Origin of the sequence: Streptomyces sp. HUAS MG91 (genome assembly GCF_040529335.1) — a bacterium.
Classification (GTDB): Bacteria; Actinomycetota; Actinomycetes; order Streptomycetales; family Streptomycetaceae; genus Streptomyces; species Streptomyces tabacisoli.
The window spans coordinates 591,625-607,222 of record NZ_CP159534.1; the positions used below are offsets into that span (position 1 = coordinate 591,625).

The 15,598-nt window shown below is 71.7% G+C and carries 17 protein-coding genes and 1 pseudogene; 7 read left to right on the top strand and 11 right to left on the bottom strand.

The window, feature by feature from the left end:
* Positions 1-134: 134 nt before the first annotated feature.
* From ABII15_RS02830 to ABII15_RS02860, 7 genes are all read right to left on the bottom strand, one after another.
* Entirely contained in the window at positions 135-731 is a 597-nt protein-coding gene (locus tag ABII15_RS02830) for a hypothetical protein (protein ID WP_353940644.1), read from the bottom strand.
* Positions 732-737: 6 nt separating this feature from the next.
* The gene (locus ABII15_RS02835) at positions 738-1,607 is read right to left on the bottom strand and encodes a carbohydrate ABC transporter permease (protein WP_353940645.1); all 870 of its coding nucleotides are present in this window, start codon (positions 1,605-1,607) and stop codon (positions 738-740) included.
* Positions 1,604-2,569, bottom strand: a complete 966-nt coding sequence (locus ABII15_RS02840) for a sugar ABC transporter permease (protein WP_353940646.1) — start codon at positions 2,567-2,569, stop codon at positions 1,604-1,606. Before ABII15_RS02840 ends, ABII15_RS02835 begins: the two co-directional genes overlap by 4 nt.
* Positions 2,566-3,894, bottom strand: a complete 1,329-nt coding sequence (locus tag ABII15_RS02845; protein ID WP_353940647.1) for an ABC transporter substrate-binding protein — start codon at positions 3,892-3,894, stop codon at positions 2,566-2,568. Before ABII15_RS02845 ends, ABII15_RS02840 begins: the two co-directional genes overlap by 4 nt.
* A gap of 250 nt (positions 3,895-4,144) precedes the next feature.
* Positions 4,145-4,870, bottom strand: a complete 726-nt coding sequence (locus ABII15_RS02850; RefSeq protein WP_353940648.1) for a cupin — start codon at positions 4,868-4,870, stop codon at positions 4,145-4,147.
* A complete protein-coding gene (locus ABII15_RS02855) occupies positions 4,870-5,790 on the bottom strand; it encodes a PmoA family protein (RefSeq protein ID WP_353940649.1) in 921 nt (306 codons plus the stop codon). The genes ABII15_RS02850 and ABII15_RS02855 overlap by 1 nt, the downstream gene beginning before the upstream one ends.
* Positions 5,787-6,965: a Gfo/Idh/MocA family oxidoreductase gene (locus ABII15_RS02860; protein ID WP_353940650.1), complete on the bottom strand. Its 1,179-nt coding sequence runs from the start codon at positions 6,963-6,965 to the stop codon at positions 5,787-5,789. Before ABII15_RS02860 ends, ABII15_RS02855 begins: the two co-directional genes overlap by 4 nt.
* 211 nt (positions 6,966-7,176) lie before the next feature.
* On the opposite strand from ABII15_RS02860, the gene ABII15_RS02865 reads away from it, so the two are divergent.
* The 3 genes from ABII15_RS02865 (at position 7,177) to ABII15_RS02875 (ending at position 10,229) form a co-directional block, all read left to right on the top strand.
* Complete coding sequence (locus tag ABII15_RS02865) at positions 7,177-8,220, top strand: LacI family DNA-binding transcriptional regulator (protein ID WP_353940651.1); 1,044 nt, start codon at positions 7,177-7,179, stop codon at positions 8,218-8,220.
* A gap of 102 nt (positions 8,221-8,322) precedes the next feature.
* Positions 8,323-9,333 (top strand): SPFH domain-containing protein, encoded by a 1,011-nt coding sequence (locus ABII15_RS02870; RefSeq protein WP_353940652.1) that lies wholly within the window; start codon positions 8,323-8,325, stop codon positions 9,331-9,333.
* A complete protein-coding gene (locus tag ABII15_RS02875; RefSeq protein ID WP_353940653.1) occupies positions 9,330-10,229 on the top strand; it encodes a hypothetical protein in 900 nt (299 codons plus the stop codon). Before ABII15_RS02870 ends, ABII15_RS02875 begins: the two co-directional genes overlap by 4 nt.
* Positions 10,230-10,251: 22 nt before the next feature.
* Here ABII15_RS02875 and ABII15_RS02880 read toward each other — a convergent pair whose 3' ends face one another.
* Positions 10,252-10,944 (bottom strand): trypsin-like serine protease, encoded by a 693-nt coding sequence (locus ABII15_RS02880; RefSeq protein ID WP_353946943.1) that lies wholly within the window; start codon positions 10,942-10,944, stop codon positions 10,252-10,254.
* A gap of 262 nt (positions 10,945-11,206) precedes the next feature.
* On the opposite strand from ABII15_RS02880, the gene ABII15_RS02885 reads away from it, so the two are divergent.
* Positions 11,207-11,830 carry a hypothetical protein gene (locus ABII15_RS02885; protein WP_353940654.1) on the top strand — a complete coding sequence of 208 codons (624 nt, stop codon included), beginning with the start codon at positions 11,207-11,209 and terminating at the stop codon, positions 11,828-11,830.
* Positions 11,831-11,912: 82 nt separating this feature from the next.
* Here ABII15_RS02885 and ABII15_RS02890 read toward each other — a convergent pair whose 3' ends face one another.
* The 3 genes and pseudogenes from ABII15_RS02890 to ABII15_RS02900 form a co-directional block, all read right to left on the bottom strand.
* Positions 11,913-12,848 carry a LysR family transcriptional regulator gene (locus ABII15_RS02890; RefSeq protein WP_353940655.1) on the bottom strand — a complete coding sequence of 312 codons (936 nt, stop codon included), beginning with the start codon at positions 12,846-12,848 and terminating at the stop codon, positions 11,913-11,915.
* A 3-nt stretch (positions 12,849-12,851) separates the two neighbouring features.
* Positions 12,852-13,844, bottom strand: coding sequence for an EamA family transporter (locus tag ABII15_RS02895; protein ID WP_353940656.1), 993 nt, complete (start codon positions 13,842-13,844; stop codon positions 12,852-12,854).
* Between the two features lie 117 nt (positions 13,845-13,961).
* Positions 13,962-14,148, bottom strand: a pseudogene (locus tag ABII15_RS02900) (Tn3 family transposase); the annotation flags it as partial.
* A 33-nt stretch (positions 14,149-14,181) separates the two neighbouring features.
* Between ABII15_RS02900 and ABII15_RS02905 the strand changes: the two are divergent.
* From ABII15_RS02905 to ABII15_RS02915, 3 genes are all read left to right on the top strand, one after another.
* On the top strand, positions 14,182-14,454 hold the full coding sequence (locus ABII15_RS02905) for a DUF6479 family protein (protein WP_353940657.1): 273 nt from the start codon (positions 14,182-14,184) through the stop codon (positions 14,452-14,454).
* A gap of 54 nt (positions 14,455-14,508) precedes the next feature.
* Entirely contained in the window at positions 14,509-14,799 is a 291-nt protein-coding gene (locus ABII15_RS02910; protein ID WP_353946944.1) for a DJ-1/PfpI family protein, read from the top strand.
* A 391-nt stretch (positions 14,800-15,190) separates the two neighbouring features.
* Positions 15,191-15,517, top strand: a complete 327-nt coding sequence (locus ABII15_RS02915; RefSeq protein WP_353946945.1) for a plasmid stabilization protein — start codon at positions 15,191-15,193, stop codon at positions 15,515-15,517.
* Positions 15,518-15,598 lie beyond the last annotated feature (81 nt).

Genomic DNA, 15,598 nt, shown 5'->3' on the forward strand with positions numbered 1-15,598 from the left:
TCGGCGTCCGCGTGTACGTACGTCAACGCATGGGACGGAAGTGATTCCGGACGAGCTTCGGGCAGGGGTGACCGGCCGCGTCGAGGTGGACGGGGAGGCACCGGGGAAACCCGGTGCGGTCGTCCGGGGATCGTTCAGTCGTCCGCGCGCAGGTCCACGACGGTGGCGGCGAAGGCCAGTGGTCCGGGCAGGAGCGGGACCAGCAGCGGCGTGGACCACATCAGCAGTCCGGCGAGGATCACCGCGGCGAGCAGCAGGGCACTCCCCCGGGCGTCACCGAGAGTACGCAACAGGCCCGCGCGCAGGGAGAGTTGGTTGTTCTCCGGCAGGGCGGTGCAGCGCAGGGCGGTGACCGCGGCGCCGAGGGTGAGCAGGACGAGCGCGGGGGCCATGACGGCGGCTCCGGGCAGGTCGCCGCGGAGCAGGGCCGCGTCGACGAGGACCACCACGGCGACGAGCGGCAGCAGCAGCCCGGCGGCGAGGGAGCGCACGGTCGTACGGGCGCGCAGCCGGCGGACGAATCCGCCGAGGTCGGCCGGGGTCCCCGTCTCGGCGGCCCGCCGCAGCGTGCCCGAGGCGGCGGCGAACGCGGCCGGGGCGGTGACCACCGGCAGACAGGCGAGGGTGGTGAGCAGCCCCATCAGGAGCATGTCGGCGAACATCGTGAACCCGGCGCCGAAGACCTCGCCGGGCTCCCGGCGCCGCGGCGGTGCGGTGACTGTCCTTGCCATGCCGGTTCAGCCCTTCAGTCCGGAGGTCGCCATGCCCTGTACCAGGTAGCGCTGGAAGACGAAGAAGAAGAGCACGATGGGCAGCACCGAGATCACCGACATGGCGAACATGGGCCCGTACGCCGAGGTGCTCGACTGGTCGACGAAGCTGCGCAGCGCCAGGGTGATGGTGAACTTCTCCGGCGCGAACAGGTAGATCATCTGCGTGAAGAAGTCGTTCCACGTCCAGATGAAGGTGAAGATGGCCGTGGTGATCAGGGCCGGGCGGCTCAACGGCAGGGTGATGGCCCAGTACGTGCGGAAGGCGCCGCAGCCGTCAATGCGCGCCGACTCCTCCAGTTCGCGGGGCAGTCCGCGCATGAACTGGACGATGAGGAAGACGAAGAACGCCTCGGTGGCGAGGAACTTCGGCAGGATCAGCGGCCAGTAGGTGTCCACCAGGCCGAGCCGGTTGAAGATGATGTACTGCGGGATCAGCACGACGTGGTGGGGCAGCATCAGCGTCGCCACCATGAAGCCGAACATCGGCCCGCGCATCCGGAACCGCAGCCGGGCGAAGGCGTAGGCGGCGAGCGAGCAGGACACGACGTTGCCGACGACCGCGCCGACGGCGATCAGCAGTGAGTTGCCGAGCAGCCGGGTCACGCTGACGCCGGAGACCCCGTCGAGGGCGGTCGTGTAGTTGGACCATTCCAGGTGGCTGGGCCACAGGTCGAGGCTGGTGACCACCTCGTCGGCCGGCTTGAGGGAGGTCGCGAGCAGCCAGGCCAGCGGGTAGAGGATCACCAGCAGGGACAGGAGGGCGATCGTGTGGGGCAGCCAGCGCCTGGCGCCGCGCTTCCCGGCCGTTCCGTTCTCGGCCGCGACGGTACTCATCGCCCCTCCTCGTCCGCGTAGAAGACCCAGGACCGGGAGGTCCGGAACAGGATCAGGGTGATGACGCCGACGGCGATCAGCAGGAGCCAGGCCATCGCCGCCGCGTAGCCCATGTGGGAGGCGGTGAAGCCGCGCTCGTACAGGTACAGCGTGTAGAAGTTCGTGGAGTCGGCGGGGCGCCCGGTGCCGTTGCTGACAACGAAGGCGGGGGTGAACACCTGGAAGGACTGGATCATCTCCAGGACCAGGTTGAAGAAGACCACCGGGGACAGCATCGGCACGGTGACGGAGACGAACTGCCGCCGGCGGCCCGCGCCGTCGAGGGCGGCGGCCTCGTAGAGGTCGGGCGATATCTGCTGGAGTCCCGCGAGGAAGATCACCATCGGGGCGCCGAACTGCCAGGCCGTCAGGCCGACCACGACGTACATGGCGAGGTCGGGGTTGCCGACCCAGCCGCCGGTGTGGATGCCGATCGAGTCGAGCAGGTGCGGGATCGTGCCGCCGTCGTTGTAGAGGGCGCGCCACACCAGGGCGATCGACATGCTCGCGCCGAGCAGCGAGGGCGCGTAGAAGGCGGAGCGGTAGAAGGCACGGCCGCGGCCGAGGTTCTTCAGGAGCATCGCCGCGCCGAGCGCGAGGCCCAGTTTGAGCGGGACGGCGATCACGACGTACAGCAGGGTGGTGCCGACCGAGCGCCAGTAGCGGGGGTCCTCGGTGAGCATCTCGGTGTAGTTGCGCAGGCCCACCCAGTGCGGCGGGTCGAACAGGTTGTAGTCCGTGAAGGACAGGTACAGCGAGACCGCCATCGGCACGAGGGTCAGCACCACGGCGCCGATCATCCAGGGCGACAGGAACACGTAGGCGGGCCACTGCTGTTCCCGGCGGCGGCGCCGGGCGCTCTTCGGGCGGGGATCCTCGGTCTGTTCGGTGCGCGCGGGCATGTCGGTCGACATCGTTGTCATGACCTCAGCTCCCGGTTCGCCTCGTCGATGAACTCACGGGCCGCCTCGCGCGGTGAGGCCCGGTCGTACATCACGCGCTGGTAGTTGCGGTTGAAGGCGGTCTGGATCGCGACGTCCCCGCGGGGCGGCGCGCTGGGCGGGGCGTCGACGCCGTACTTCTCCATCGTCTGTCCGTAGCGGTAGATGGCCAGTTCGGGGCCCTTGAGGGTCTTGGCGACGCGGGCGGCGATCGTGCGGTTGGGCGGGGTGGAGCGGGTGAAGCCGAGGATGTCGCCGGCCCGCTTGTCGTTGAGGAGGAAGTCGACCAGTTCGGTCGCCTCCTTCGGGTGGGAGGTGTGGGCGCCGACGCCGAGCAGCATGGACGGCTTGAAGTAGTTGCCGGCGCGGCCGTCGGTGGTCGGCACCGGCGCGAGACGCACCTGGTCGCCGAGGAGCGCCGGATACCCGGGGAAGGTGGCGTCCCAGGTGAAGTCGGCGGCGGCGAGGCCGCGTCCGATGGGCGTCCACTCGGTGCTGTCGGCCTGCACGGTGTCCTCGGCCGCGGCGACGGCGCCGTGCCTGCGCTGGTCGTCGAAGTACGTCCAGAACGCGGTGAGGTCGTCCTCGGTGAAGCCGAGCCGGGTCTGGCTCGCGTAGAGCTTGCCGCCGCGGCCGCGCAGCCAGTCCTCGAAGACGTCCTCGTTCGTGCCGCCGTCGTTGGACCCGGCGACGTGCCGTCCGTCCGGGGACTTCAGGCCGAGCGCGGCGATCTTCTTGTTGGCCTCGGCGAACTCCTGCCAGGTCCAGTCCGGTTCGGGCGCGGGGACGCCCGCCTTCTCGTAGATCTTGGAGTCGTACGCGTAGCCGGTGATGCCGCGGCCCATCGGCATGGCGTACTGCGTGCCGCCGAAGGTGCCGGTGCGCACCAGCTCCTTGTCCATCTCGGACGTACGGATCGTGTCGTCGCCGACCGCCTTGTCGAGCGGGAGCAGGGCGTCGCCGCCCGCGTACTGGGAGATCTGTCGGTAGTCGAGCTGCGCGACGTCCGGGATGCCGCCGCCGGCCGCCTGAGTGGCGAGCTTCTGCATGTAGGCGCCGAAGTCGCCGGAGGACGTGCGCACGGTGACGCCGGGGTGTTCCTTCTCGAAGAGCCGTACGGCCCTCACGGTGCGGGCGGCCCGGTCGTCGTTGCCCCACCAGGTGAAGGTGAGCGTGACGCCGTGCGACGCGTCGCCGTTCGCGCTGGAGCAGGCGGAGAGCGTGCCGGTCAGGGCGGTGCTGAGTGCGACGGCGGCCGTGGCGAGGACGGCCCGGCGCGGCAGACGGCGGCTCGGGGGCTCGGGCATGGGGGCCCTCCTGGTGGGTGGCGGGGGCGGGGCGGGTGCGGATAACGGCTCGGATTCGGGTTCGGGCTCGGGTACGTGGTTGGACTCCGGGTCGGGCTCGGGTTCCGGCTCGGGTGCGGGTTCGGGTACGTGGTTGGGCTCGGGTTCGCGTACGCGTTGGGCTCGGGTTCCGGCTCGGGTTCGGGCTCCGGATCGGGCTCGGGTTCCGGTTCGGGAAGGTCGGGAAGGAGCGGCGCCCGTGGGCCGTGCCTCAGATGCCGGGATAGACGTCGAGCCGGCCGCACATGCCGAACCGGCCGCGTGCGGTGGGCCCGGTGGCCGTGACGGCGGCGTGCGCCAGGTGGTCGGCGCGGCCTTCGCGCAGCGCCGCCAGCTGGGATCCGGTGGCGGACGCGGCGGCCTGCGCGCCGTCGCGCCAGCGCTGCTCGAAGGCGTCGAGACGCGGGCGGATCAGCGCTGCGGCGGCCCGCTGGAACGCCTCCAGGGGCGCGAGGTCGCCCTGTTCGGTGGCCGTGCGCAGTGCGAGGAAGCGGCGGGTCGCCAGGTCCCGGCGGGCCCGCGCGACCTCCGCCTGTTCGGCCTCGGGGACGTCGCCCGGGATGCGGACGGCGTCCGCGTAGGTGTCGGGGTCGGTGAGCAGGTCCTGCGGGAGGGTCAGCACCGCGTCGCCCGCCTCGGGCAGACCGCTGTTCTGCATCACGACGGTGATCTCCAACTCCCCGTCGTTGACGAGGCGGTGGATCGTGCCGGGGGTGAACCAGGCGACGACGCCCGCCTCCAGGGGTGTCTCCTCGTACCCGGAGAGGGTCAGGGTCTGCACCCTTCCGCGCCCGCCGGTGACCACGTACCCCTCGCTGCACGCGAGGTGGAGGTGCGGGGTGCCGCCGCCGGGCAGGCCCTCGACGGTCGGCCAGTCGTAGACCTTCAGCCGGGAGACACCGACCGCCCCGGGGAAGCCGTCGTACGCGGCGCTCATCACGCGGCCCCCTCGACCTGCGCGGCGACCCGCTCGCGGTCCCAGGCGCCGTCGGCGACGGTGACCCGGTAGGAGCGGGTGAGCGTGTCGCCGGGGGCGAGGACCAGCTCGTCGTGGAACGCCCAGGAGGGGGCGACCGCCGCGAACGGGTCGCTGCGCACGAACCAGTGCGCCGGGTGCGTCCCCTTCTCGCCCGCGTGGTCGTTGGCCGCCGCGTGCTCGAAGACCAGCGTCGCGTGCCCGTCGCGCCCGTCGTGCTCACCGACGTACGCCAGCCAGGAGGCCTGCGTGCCCATCAGCTCGCCGCCGTCCGCCTCGGCGCTGAACACTCGGCCGTCGCGGAAGGCGCGGGGGCCGCGCCAGAACAGGCCGGTGTACCCGGCGGCGGGTCGGCCGTGGGTGGTGGGGCTGCCGAAGCGCAGCGGTTCGGCACGGCGGTTGGTGACGGCGGAGGTCCAGGTCAGCGACCAGCTGCCGGCCGCCGCGTCGAGGTGCGACACCTCCAGTCGGCGCTCCTCGTCGGCCCACAGCTCGCCGTCGTACGGGTGCCAGGTGAGGCGTTCGGCGATGACGGCCCGGTCGCCGGTGGCGGAGACCTCGTCGAAGGAGACGTGCGCCATCGAGCCGATCTTCTCGGGCAGCGGGAGGTAGCCCTCGCCGTGGACGTAGGTGTTGCCGCCCCACAGGTTCTGGCCCGACAGGTGGGAGGCGGTGAGCTGGAGCCCCTTGTGCCAGCGGTGGTCGTTGGGGCGGTAGTCGGTGACCACGGCGCCGGACAGGGTGCGGATCGGGTGGAGGTAGGGCTTGGGTGCTTCCCAGGCGGCTTCCGGGCGGTACACGTAGGCGAACAGCTCGGTGCCGGTGGGTTCGTGGGCCACGGTGATGCGGTCGCCGTGGGCGTGCGTGAGTGCGAGCGTCATGCCTGGGCCTCTTCCGTGGGGGCGTCGTTCGTGGGGGCGTTGTCCGTGGCGGCGTCGGCGGGTGCCCAGCCGGGGGCGTCGCCGTGCAGGGCGGTGTAGAAGGGGTCGCCGGGGCCGATGTCACCGGCGCGGACCGTGGTGTCGGTGAACGCGGACTTGTACAGGGCGGTGATGAACTCCAGCGTGCGGCGGCCGCCCTCGCCGCTGGTCGGGTGGCGCCGGCCGGCCCTGATGTCGGCCGCCAGGGCGCGGAGTTGGGCCAGGTGCGAGCTGGGCTCGTCGGCGCCGAAGTCCTGCCAGGCCGCCGCCTCCTCGTCGCCGACGCCGGGGGCGGGGGTGATGCGCCAGTCCGCGTTGCGGTACCCGTACAGGTGGGTGAGTTCGATCGTCGCGCGCTCGCAGTCGATCCGGATGCGGCTGACCTCGTCCGGGCTGAGCACGCTGTTGACGACCGTGGCGACGGCGCCGTCGGCGAAGCGGACCTGGGCGGTCGAGACGTCCTCGGTCTCCACGTCGTGCACGAGCCGCGCCGCCATGCCGCGCACCTCGGACCAGGGGCCCATCAGGTCGAGCAGCAGGTCGGTCTGGTGGATGCCGTGCCCCATGGCCGGGCCGCCGCCCTCGGTGGCCCACCGGCCGCGCCAGGGCACCGCGTAGTAGGCGGTGTCCCGGTACCAGGTGGTCTGGCAGTGCGCCACGAGCGGCTGTCCGAAGGCGCCTTCGCGCAGCAGCCGGCGCACGTGCGCCGCGCCGGAGCCGAAGCGGTGCTGGAAGACGATCGAGGCGTACGGCGCGCTGTCGGCGCCCGCCTCGACCGCCTCGACGGCGTCGTAGTCCGCCAGCGAGGGGCACGGCGGCTTCTCGCACCACACCCACGCGCCGGCCTTCAGCGCGGCCACGGACTGCTCGCGGTGCACGGCCGGCGGGGTGCACAGCACCACGAGGTCGGGACGGACCTCGGCGAGCATCGCGTCGAGATCCGTCGACGCGTACGGGATCGCGAACTCCTCGGCCAGGGTGCGCACCGCCGCGCCGTCGACGTCGACGGCGGCCACGATCTCCGTCTCGCCCTCCTCGGCGAGCGTGCGCAGCGCGGGCAGGTGGCTGCCGCGGGCGATCCCGCCGGCGCCGACCACGGCCGTGCGCAGCGGAGTCTTCGGACCTTGCGGGGACATGACGGACCCTCTCGTCGGACAGGCGGGGGGAATGAACGCGGGCGAGCGACCCGACAGCAAGCGCTTGCCATCTCTGCGTTCCAACGTTGTAACCGCCATGTCTCCACAGGGTCAACCCTCCGGACGGAATCGACTTCACGCCACCGCCGCACCGTCACAACTCCCCTGTGAGCATGCATAATCTGGAAAACTCCAGGAAGGGGACGGGTTTGTGCGAGCAGTGACACTCAAGGACGTGGCGGAACTCGCGGGAGTCTCCATCAAGACGGCTTCCAACGTTGTACGCGAGGCACCGAAGGTGGCTCCGGCGACGCGGGAGCGGGTACTGCGGGCCGTCCGCGACCTGGGGTACCGCCCCAACCCCTCGGCCCGACGGCTGCGCACCGGGCGCAGCGGGCTGATCGCGCTGGCCGTGCCGCAGCTGACGACGCCCTACTTCGCCGAACTCGCCCACCACGTACGTACCGAGGCGACGGCGCTCGGCCTGACCGTCCTCATCGAGGAGACGCTCGGGGATCCGGCGGAGGAGCTGCGCCTCGCCACGGGAGTGAGCGCGTCACTGCTCGACGGCGTGATCCTGTCACCGCTGCACGTCTCGGCGACCGAACTGGCCCCGGTGGCCAGCGAGGTGCCCCTGGTCCTGCTCGGTGAGCGCAGCTACGAGGCCGAGCGCGTCGGCGCGGACCACGTCCTGATCGACAACGCGGGCGCCGCCCGGGACGCGACGGCCCATCTGGCCGGTCTGGGCCGCACCCGGATCGCCGTGATCGGCGTGGACCGCAAGGGATCGGCGACGAGCCGCCAGCGCCTGACGGGCTATCAGACGGCGCTGCACGAGGCCGGCCTGTCCTTCGATCCCCGGCTGGCGCCCACGATCGGCGAGTTCGACCGGCCCAACGGCCTCGCCGCGATGCGCGCCCTGCTCGCGCTGCCGCCCGCCGCCCGCCCCGACGCCGTCTTCTGCTTCAGCGACACCCTCGCCATCGGCGCTCAACGCGGCGCTTTCGAGGCGGGGTTGAGGATTCCGGAGGACATCGCCCTGGCCGGTGTCGACGGATCGCAGGAGGCCGCGTACTGCACTCCGTCCCTGACCTCCGTCGTCCCCGACAAGGCGGCCATCGCCTCCTTGGCCGTGCGGTGTCTCGCCGCCCGGATCAAGGCCGAGGAACCGCTCCCGTTCGAGGTCCACACAGCCCCGCACGCGCTCCTGGCGCGCGAATCGACGCTGGGCGGCCGTACGGAGGTGAAGCTGTAGCGACTCCACCTCTCTCCTCCATCCCTCTTCCTTTTCTCGTCTGCTTGACGACATGCGACTCCCCATTTAAAGTCAGAGTGACTCTAAGGGGAGGGCTTCGTCATGGCAGACATCACCAAGCGGTTCGGCTGGCGCCACCTGCGTTCCGCACCCACCGCCCACGTACGCCACCACCGCTCGGGGCAGCTGGCCCATGACGGTGCCGGCCTGAGCTTCTGGTTCCGCCCGCTGTCCGCCGCCATCTCCGAAGTTCCGGTGGACGACCGTGAGTTGGCGATGACGTTCCACGCCAGAACCGCCGACTTCCAGGACGTGGCGGTGCAGGCCACGGTGACGTACCGGATCGGGGACCCCGCGGTCGCGGCCGAGCACCTGGACTTCTCCATCGACCCCGACTCCGGCATCTGGCGCGGCGCCCCGCTGGAACAGCTGGCGACGCTCCTGACGGAGACCGCGCAGCAGCACGCGCTCGACGTGCTGGTCCGCACCACGCTGGCGTCCGCGCTCGCCGACGGGGTGCCCGCGGTCCGTGAGGCCGTCGCGACGGGACTGCGCGAGGAACCGCGGCTGCCCGCCACCGGCATCTCCGTGGTCGCGGTGCGGGTGATGGCGCTGCGTCCCGAGCCCGAGGTGGAGCGCGCGCTGCGCACCCCGGCCCGCGAGCGCATCCAGCAGGAGGCGGACAAGGCGACGTACGAACGGCGCGCGGTCGCCGTCGAACGGGAACGCACCATCGCGGAGAACGAGCTGGCCAGTCAGATCGAACTGGCCCGCAGGGAGGAGCAGTTGGTCGAGCAGCGCGGTGCCAACACCCGGCGGGAGGCCGAGGAGCAGGCGGCCGCCGACGCCGTACGCGTCCAGGCCGAGGCCGACCGCAGGATCCGCCTGGCCCGCGCGGAGGCGGAGGCCGCCCGCGAGGCCGGTGAGGCGCGGGCCCAGGCGCAGGCCGCCTGGCTGCGGGTGCACGGCGAGACGGACGTCGCGACGCTGCGCGCGCTGACCGGCACGCGGCTGGCCGAGAACCTGCCGCGGATCGAGAGCGTGACCGTCTCCCCCGATGTGCTCACCGGTCTCCTCGCGCGGTTCGGCGCGGACGGCGGGCAGTCGGAATGAGCCTCGCGCCCCGGGCCGTCCTGGTCCATCGCACCAGCGAGTACGAGGAGTTGGTGGCGCACCACGGGACACACGGGCAGGCGGCGTTCTTCCTCTCGTCCCGAGGCCGTGACATCGCGGAGGTGGCGGAGCGGCACCGGCGGGCGCAGCGCGCGCTGACCGAGGCGGCCGCCGCCGTGCCGCTGAGCTGGCGGCGGGCGCAGGTGGAGCGCGCGGATCTGGACCGGTTCCTGTTCGCGCCGCAGGACGTGGTGGTCGTGGTCGGACAGGACGGGCTGGTGGCGAACGTCGCCCAGTACGTCGGCGACCGGCCGGTCATCGGCGTCGACACGGACCCGGGGCGCAATCCGGGGGTGCTGGTGCGCCACCGCTCGGCGGACGTCGCCCGGCTGCTGCCCGCCGCGCTGGACGAGGGGCGCGGCGTCGACGAGCTGACCATGGTGGAGGCGGTCACCGACGACGCGCAGCGGCTGGTGGCGCTCAACGAGATCTATGTCGGTGCGGCCGGCCACCGCACCGCCCGGTACCGCCTGGGCTTCGACGACGACAGGGGTGTCGTCGAGGCCCAGGCCTCCTCGGGGGTGCTCATCGGTACGGGGACGGGGGCGACGGGGTGGATCCGGTCGGTGTGGCAGGAGCGCGGCGGGGCCGGGGCGCTGCCCCGGCCGACGGACGACCGGCTGCTGTGGTTCGTCCGCGAGGCGTGGCCGTCGCCGGTCACCGGAACACGGCTGAGCGCGGGGGAACTGACCGCGCGGGCCCGGCTGTCGCTGACCGTGGAGTCGGAGCGGCTGGTGGCCTTCGGCGACGGCATGGAGGCCGACGCGGTCGAGCTGACCTGGGGGCAGACGGTGCGGGTCGGGGTGTGTGCCGAGCGGCTGCGGCTCGTCGGCTGAGCGCACCGCCCGCCCACGGGGCTCAGTGCCGGATGACCGACCGGATCCACGCCGACTGCCGGGAGACGTCACCGGCTCCGGCCGTCGCCTCACGGTCGGAGCCGAAGAAGACGCCGAGCAGGGTCTGGGTGCCGCGCGGCCCGACGCTCATCACGGGCCCGCCCGAATCGCCGCCGGCGGGGATGCCCACGATCTTGCCCATGCAGAAGTCGGTGCCGCCGGGCACGGTGTACCCCTCGCAGCGCGGGTCGGCGGGCTTGAGCACGCGCAGCGTCGCCTCTCTGAGCACGGGCGACTGGCAACGGTTCTCGTCGTCGGTGCAGGTGGCGCCCCAGCCCAACTGCCTTACCACGGCGCCCGGTCGGGCCGGAGCGGTGGACAGGCGCGCCACGGGAACGTTCATCGGCGGCACTTTGACGAGCATCATGTCGGCGTCGGCACTGCCCACCCGCTTACCCGGCAGAGGACGCACCAGGGTCCCCCGGCGCACGTCGAGCGCGCCGACGCGGAAGGTGATCCGGCGGTCGGCGACGGGCTCGGCCTGCTCGTAGAAGCAGTGCGACGCGCTGATGATCCACTGCCGGGCGATCGCCGTTCCGGTGCACTCGGGCTTGCCGTCGACGAACATCCGGACCGCCCACGGCCCGTACGTGCTCCGGCCCCCGCCGATCACCGCGGCGGACGGTCCCGCCGTCGCCACGGCACCGGTCACCATCACCAGAACGGCCGACGCGACCGTCCCGGCCCTGCGCACCCACGCTGTAGTCCTTCTCATCCTCATCGAACCGACTCTGGCATGCCAGGACTCGGTTCTCCCGCAGCGGCGGCGGCGAGTTGTGCGTCGGGGCGGGGCGGGGTCCACGACCCGCTCGCCCTGCTCCTCAAGGGCACCTCCGAAACGCTGTCGACCTCGCAGCGCGAATCCAGAGCCCGGCTGTCGGCCCGCACTTGTACTGCTCTTCGCCGAAAGCGTCCAGGTGGAGAAGGTCGGCGACGTCCAGTTCAACGATCCGAGTCGCGGCCGCAGCTACTACACGTCGACTCTCTACGCACCGTCACAGCCCGAACTGGGCGCCGTCGCCGGGGACGAGGACAGCCTGGGGTCCGCTCTGGGAGGCTTCACCTTGCGCGCCGCCGTCCGCTGGGTCCTCGGCGTCGCCCGGGCCGCCGGCGTGGTCCTTTCCCTGGTCGGCATTTCCCTCACTTACGGCCTCCGCTCCTTCTCCCGGCCGGGTGGCACCACTATGGCCGTGCGTGTGACCTTCCTCGGTGCCGGCATGTTCCTGCGGGAGTCCAAGAAGCAGGTGTGCCTGAAGGTGGTGACCGCATCGTCACGCACTGCCCATTTCCTGGTCTCCGTCACTGAGGAGCACGTTCCCGCGTCCCTGGTAGGTCAGCCACTGTGGCTGGGCTGGGACGCCCGACGCGGCACCGAGAGCGGCCGGTCCTCCGGAGGCGACACCTCAGCGGCACTTGTGTCCGACGACGGCTGTGTCATGCACGGGATGAACCACCCTGACGACGACCGGGTGCGGTCGCTGTTCTCGCGATACACCTGGATCAAGACGGCCGCTATCACCGGACCGGATGGCCAGTGCTGATGAACTTCCCAGAAGCTCGCGCATGATCAGCCGCCGGTCTCGGCGGGTCGTCACGTTTGTTCCTGCTCGGGCGAAGGGCCGTTCATGCGGGTCGCTGGGTGTCGGGGGTAGCGGCTGGGTCGTGGAGCAGTTCTCGTACGCGTCGCAGGTCGGGGCGCTTGCCGGTTCCTGCACGGCTGACGGTGAAGATGGACCGGGAGACGGGGTGGAGCAGGGGATGGAGGCTGAGGGAGTCGGTGGTGTCGGGTAGTGCCATGCGAGGGATGAGGGAGGCACCCGCTCCTGCGGCGGCCAAGGCCGCCAGCACGGCGAAGTCGCTGCTGCGGGTCCTGATGTCCGGGACGAAGCCGGCCGCGCCGCAGGCGCGTTGGATCATCTCGTAGCAGGAGGTGTCCGGGCCCGGGGTGAGCCAGGGCAGGTCTGCCGCGAGGGACAGGTCCACCGGCTGGCCTGGCCGCAGACCCAGTTCGCCGGCCTGGCGGGGGTGCAGGGCGAGCAGCACCGGTTCCTCCATGAGGAGGGCCTGCTCGTAGGCGGCGGGGAAGCTGCGTGGCAGCACGGTGTAGCTGTGGACCAGGGCGAGATCGGTGGAGCCCTTGTGCAGTTCGTCGAGGGCTTGGTCGGGTTCCTGCACGGACAGTCGCAACGACAGTTCCGGGTCGGGACCGCTGTCGGCCAGTCGTTGCCACAGGGGTGCGACGAGGGCGCGGGCGGCGGAGGCGAAGGCGGTGATCCGCACGATGCCGCGCCGGCCGCTTCGCAGGGCGGCCAGGCCGGACTCGGCTGCCGCGAGTTCCGTGAGGATGATCTCGGCGTGAGCCACCAGCAGTTCCCCGGCCGCGGTCAGCCGCAGGGTGCGTCCTTGCTTCTCCACCACCGGTGTGCCGGCCTCTTTTTGCAGGGCGGCGAGGTGCTGGGAGACCGCCGGTGGAGTCAGGTGCAGAGCCTCCGCGGTGGCCGCGACGGTCCCGTACGCGGCGAGGTGCTGGAGGATCCGCAGGCGTCGTACATCGAGCACGGTCTATTCCTTCATCGGGACGGGGCTGGGGACGGGTTCACCGTGGCGGGCGTCCTCGCCGTGTGCGGTCAGGGGCTGGTCGGCCGCTGGGCGGCCGGGGGCGTCTGCCCGCTCTCCGCGGCGGCGCTGCGCCGGGCCGCGCCGGTTGATCATGATCACTCCCGCGACGCTGACCGCTCCGCCCGCCAGCTCGATGAGGTGGGGCACCTCGCCCAGCCAGACGAAGGAGATGACCAGGGCCACCGGCGCGACCAGGTACAGAGCGGCGGTGGAGGTGGCGAGTGGCAGGCGGGCGACGGCGTAGGCCCAGATGACGAAGCCGAGCGCGGAGGGAAGCAGGCCCAGGTAGAGCGCGGAGGCCAGGGCGTCGGCCGGCGCCTCCAGGGCCGCGTGCCAGGTGGCGGGGGCCAGTGGCAGGGAGAGGACCATGCCGGCGACCATCGCGTAGGTGGCGACCTCCAGGCCGGTGTAATGACGCAGCAGGGGCTTGGTGGCGACGTGGTACACCCCTTGGACCACGGCGGCGGCCAGAACGACGAGGGCGGAGGCGGTGAACCCGCCAGCACCCCTGGCCAGGCTGACGAGCGCCGCGCCGGCGATCGCGACGACGCTGCCGAGGGCGGTGTTGCGGCTCACCCGCTCCTGGAGGAACAGGCTGCCCAGCAGCACGCTGAAGACGGGGACGATCGCGATCAGCAGGCTCGCCGTACCGGCCGCCACGTTCACCTCGCCCCAGTTGAGCAGGAGCTGGTAGGCGGTGATGCCGGTCGCCCCGCACAAGGCGATCAGAGGCAGATCGCGGGACCGGGGTACGCGGACCTTCGCGAACGGCGCCACCAGCAGCAGGGCCACAGCAGCGATCACGATCCGCAGGAACGACAGGCCTAGCGCCCCCAGGCCGTCCACCCCGATCCGGATGGCGGGGAAGGCCGAGGCCCACAGGACGACGGTGCCGGTCAGGGCGAGAAAGCGAGAAGATATGAGGCTCGGCTGCATGCGGTCCAGCATGCTCGCCCGGAATGAAAAGTTCCATTTAGTCTTTGTGGCGCAATCCGTTAGTCGCGCTTATCCAAGGTGCCGGGTTCACTGTTCGTCATCGCCGTCCTCGGACGCGTAGGTGTCGTCCACCGGGCCGACCAGGGCGAGCAGGTGCGTGGTCCTGTCTGTCCGCCCGTACTCGGTGACCGCCGCGCCCAGCGGGGCCGGGTGCCCCTCACGGCCGAACATCTGCAACAGGTACCTGGTTGGTGATGAGCGACCCGGCCACCCGGAGCATGCCGGGCCAGTGCGCGGCGATCTTCTTCCTCCCGCACGGAGGACCAGGCTGTGAGACATGCGCGTCACCGGGTACTTGATCGCCATGCATACTCACAGTGCTCATGTTCTGGCCGCATCCGGCGGCCCCGGGGTGATTCTCGTCGTCGTCGGCGTGCTCATCGTCCTGGGCCTCGTCATCGCCTTCGTCGCGGGGCGGCGCCGTACCGCGCGCCGCGCCGGGATCAGCACGCCCCCGGCCCACCCCGGCCCCATCGACGACCAGGCGCAACGCGGAACCGGCTGGCAGACTCCGAACGACGACCCCGCCCAGGGCCACCCGCACCGCTGAGCGGCAGAGAAAGCTCTTCCCATAACCGACCAACGGCTTGAGGGCCGCAGCGTCCTGGCCCTCGTCACCAACTACGGCGTCGAGCAGGACGAACTGCTCGTGCCGCTGCGGCAGCTGCGCGAGGCAGGCGTCGCCGTCACCGTCGCCGCGGTCAGCATGGATCCCGTGCGGACCTTGTGCGGCGACAAGGATCCCGGGGAGAGCGTCGACCCGGACGTCTCCCACGAGTCCCTGGGCGCCGCCCGGCACGGCCTCCTGCTCATCCCCGGCGGCACGATCGACGCCGACCAGCTGCGACGGGAGACGGCATCCGTCACGGCAGCCGTCCGCGAGCACCTCGCCTGACGCCGACCGGACCCGTCGCGCTCGGGGTACGGAGGGCGATGTCCGTTCGTAGGGTCGAGAGGTAGTCGCACACTGTGTGCTTGGGACGACAGGCCCGCTTCCAGGAGTACGGAGCCACCCCGGCGGAGTGTTGAGCGTGGCTCCTGGCCATCCTTGCCGACAGTGATGATGAGGGAGCGATCCTCCTTGTCCACCGGCCACCCCCACCACGACGCTCCGGACACGGGGCGCGCCTTCCTTCTCTTGGCCGTCACCTCCGAGGGGCGCGAGCGACACACCCTCCTCGAGGAAATGGTCGAGGCCCTGCCGCCCATGGCCCAACCGCATCGCCACTCGGTTCCGCGACCAGAGCAAGAACCTGGAGGCCCTGAAACGGATCGCGGCGCCGGGCCTGGTCAAGGCCGTCGAACGCACCGACGCCGACCGAAGCGCCGGGGCGGTCGGGAGCGCGAAGAAGCGTGGCGAGTCCACGGAGCGGGCCGAGGAGATCGCCGCGCGCACCGTCAGCAAGGAACGGGCGCGCAGCGGCGAGCCCCGCACTGCGAGCCGCACCTCCGCCAAGGGCCCCAAGTCGGCCTCGCAGCGCGGAGGCGAGCGGCCCCATCAGGGGGCGCAGGGACGCACCAAGGACCCGCTCCGAGCGGAAGCCGGGCGCAAGAACGACAAGGGCCGCTCGTCGATGGACAGGGCGGAGCCGGCCAAGGCCGTCGGACGCTGACCCGTGTCCGCACGGCGGCCGCTCCACATCCCGGGGCGAAAGCTGTGAGCTGGGACGTTACGGTCAGCGGCCCGTGGGCAC

Coding starts and splice junctions, on each gene's coding strand:
- ABII15_RS02830 (WP_353940644.1), bottom strand. CDS start 731: ATGGCAAGGACAGTCACCGCACCGCCGCGGCGCCGGGAGCCCGGCGAG.
- ABII15_RS02835 (WP_353940645.1), bottom strand. CDS start 1,607: ATGAGTACCGTCGCGGCCGAGAACGGAACGGCCGGGAAGCGCGGCGCC.
- ABII15_RS02840 (WP_353940646.1), bottom strand. CDS start 2,569: ATGACAACGATGTCGACCGACATGCCCGCGCGCACCGAACAGACCGAG.
- ABII15_RS02845 (WP_353940647.1), bottom strand. CDS start 3,894: ATGCCCGAGCCCCCGAGCCGCCGTCTGCCGCGCCGGGCCGTCCTCGCC.
- ABII15_RS02850 (WP_353940648.1), bottom strand. CDS start 4,870: ATGAGCGCCGCGTACGACGGCTTCCCCGGGGCGGTCGGTGTCTCCCGG.
- ABII15_RS02855 (WP_353940649.1), bottom strand. CDS start 5,790: ATGACGCTCGCACTCACGCACGCCCACGGCGACCGCATCACCGTGGCC.
- ABII15_RS02860 (WP_353940650.1), bottom strand. CDS start 6,965: ATGTCCCCGCAAGGTCCGAAGACTCCGCTGCGCACGGCCGTGGTCGGC.
- ABII15_RS02870 (WP_353940652.1), top strand. CDS start 8,323: ATGGCAGACATCACCAAGCGGTTCGGCTGGCGCCACCTGCGTTCCGCA.
- ABII15_RS02875 (WP_353940653.1), top strand. CDS start 9,330: ATGAGCCTCGCGCCCCGGGCCGTCCTGGTCCATCGCACCAGCGAGTAC.
- ABII15_RS02880 (WP_353946943.1), bottom strand. CDS start 10,944: ATGGTGACCGGTGCCGTGGCGACGGCGGGACCGTCCGCCGCGGTGATC.
- ABII15_RS02895 (WP_353940656.1), bottom strand. CDS start 13,844: ATGCAGCCGAGCCTCATATCTTCTCGCTTTCTCGCCCTGACCGGCACC.
- ABII15_RS02905 (WP_353940657.1), top strand. CDS start 14,182: ATGCGCGTCACCGGGTACTTGATCGCCATGCATACTCACAGTGCTCAT.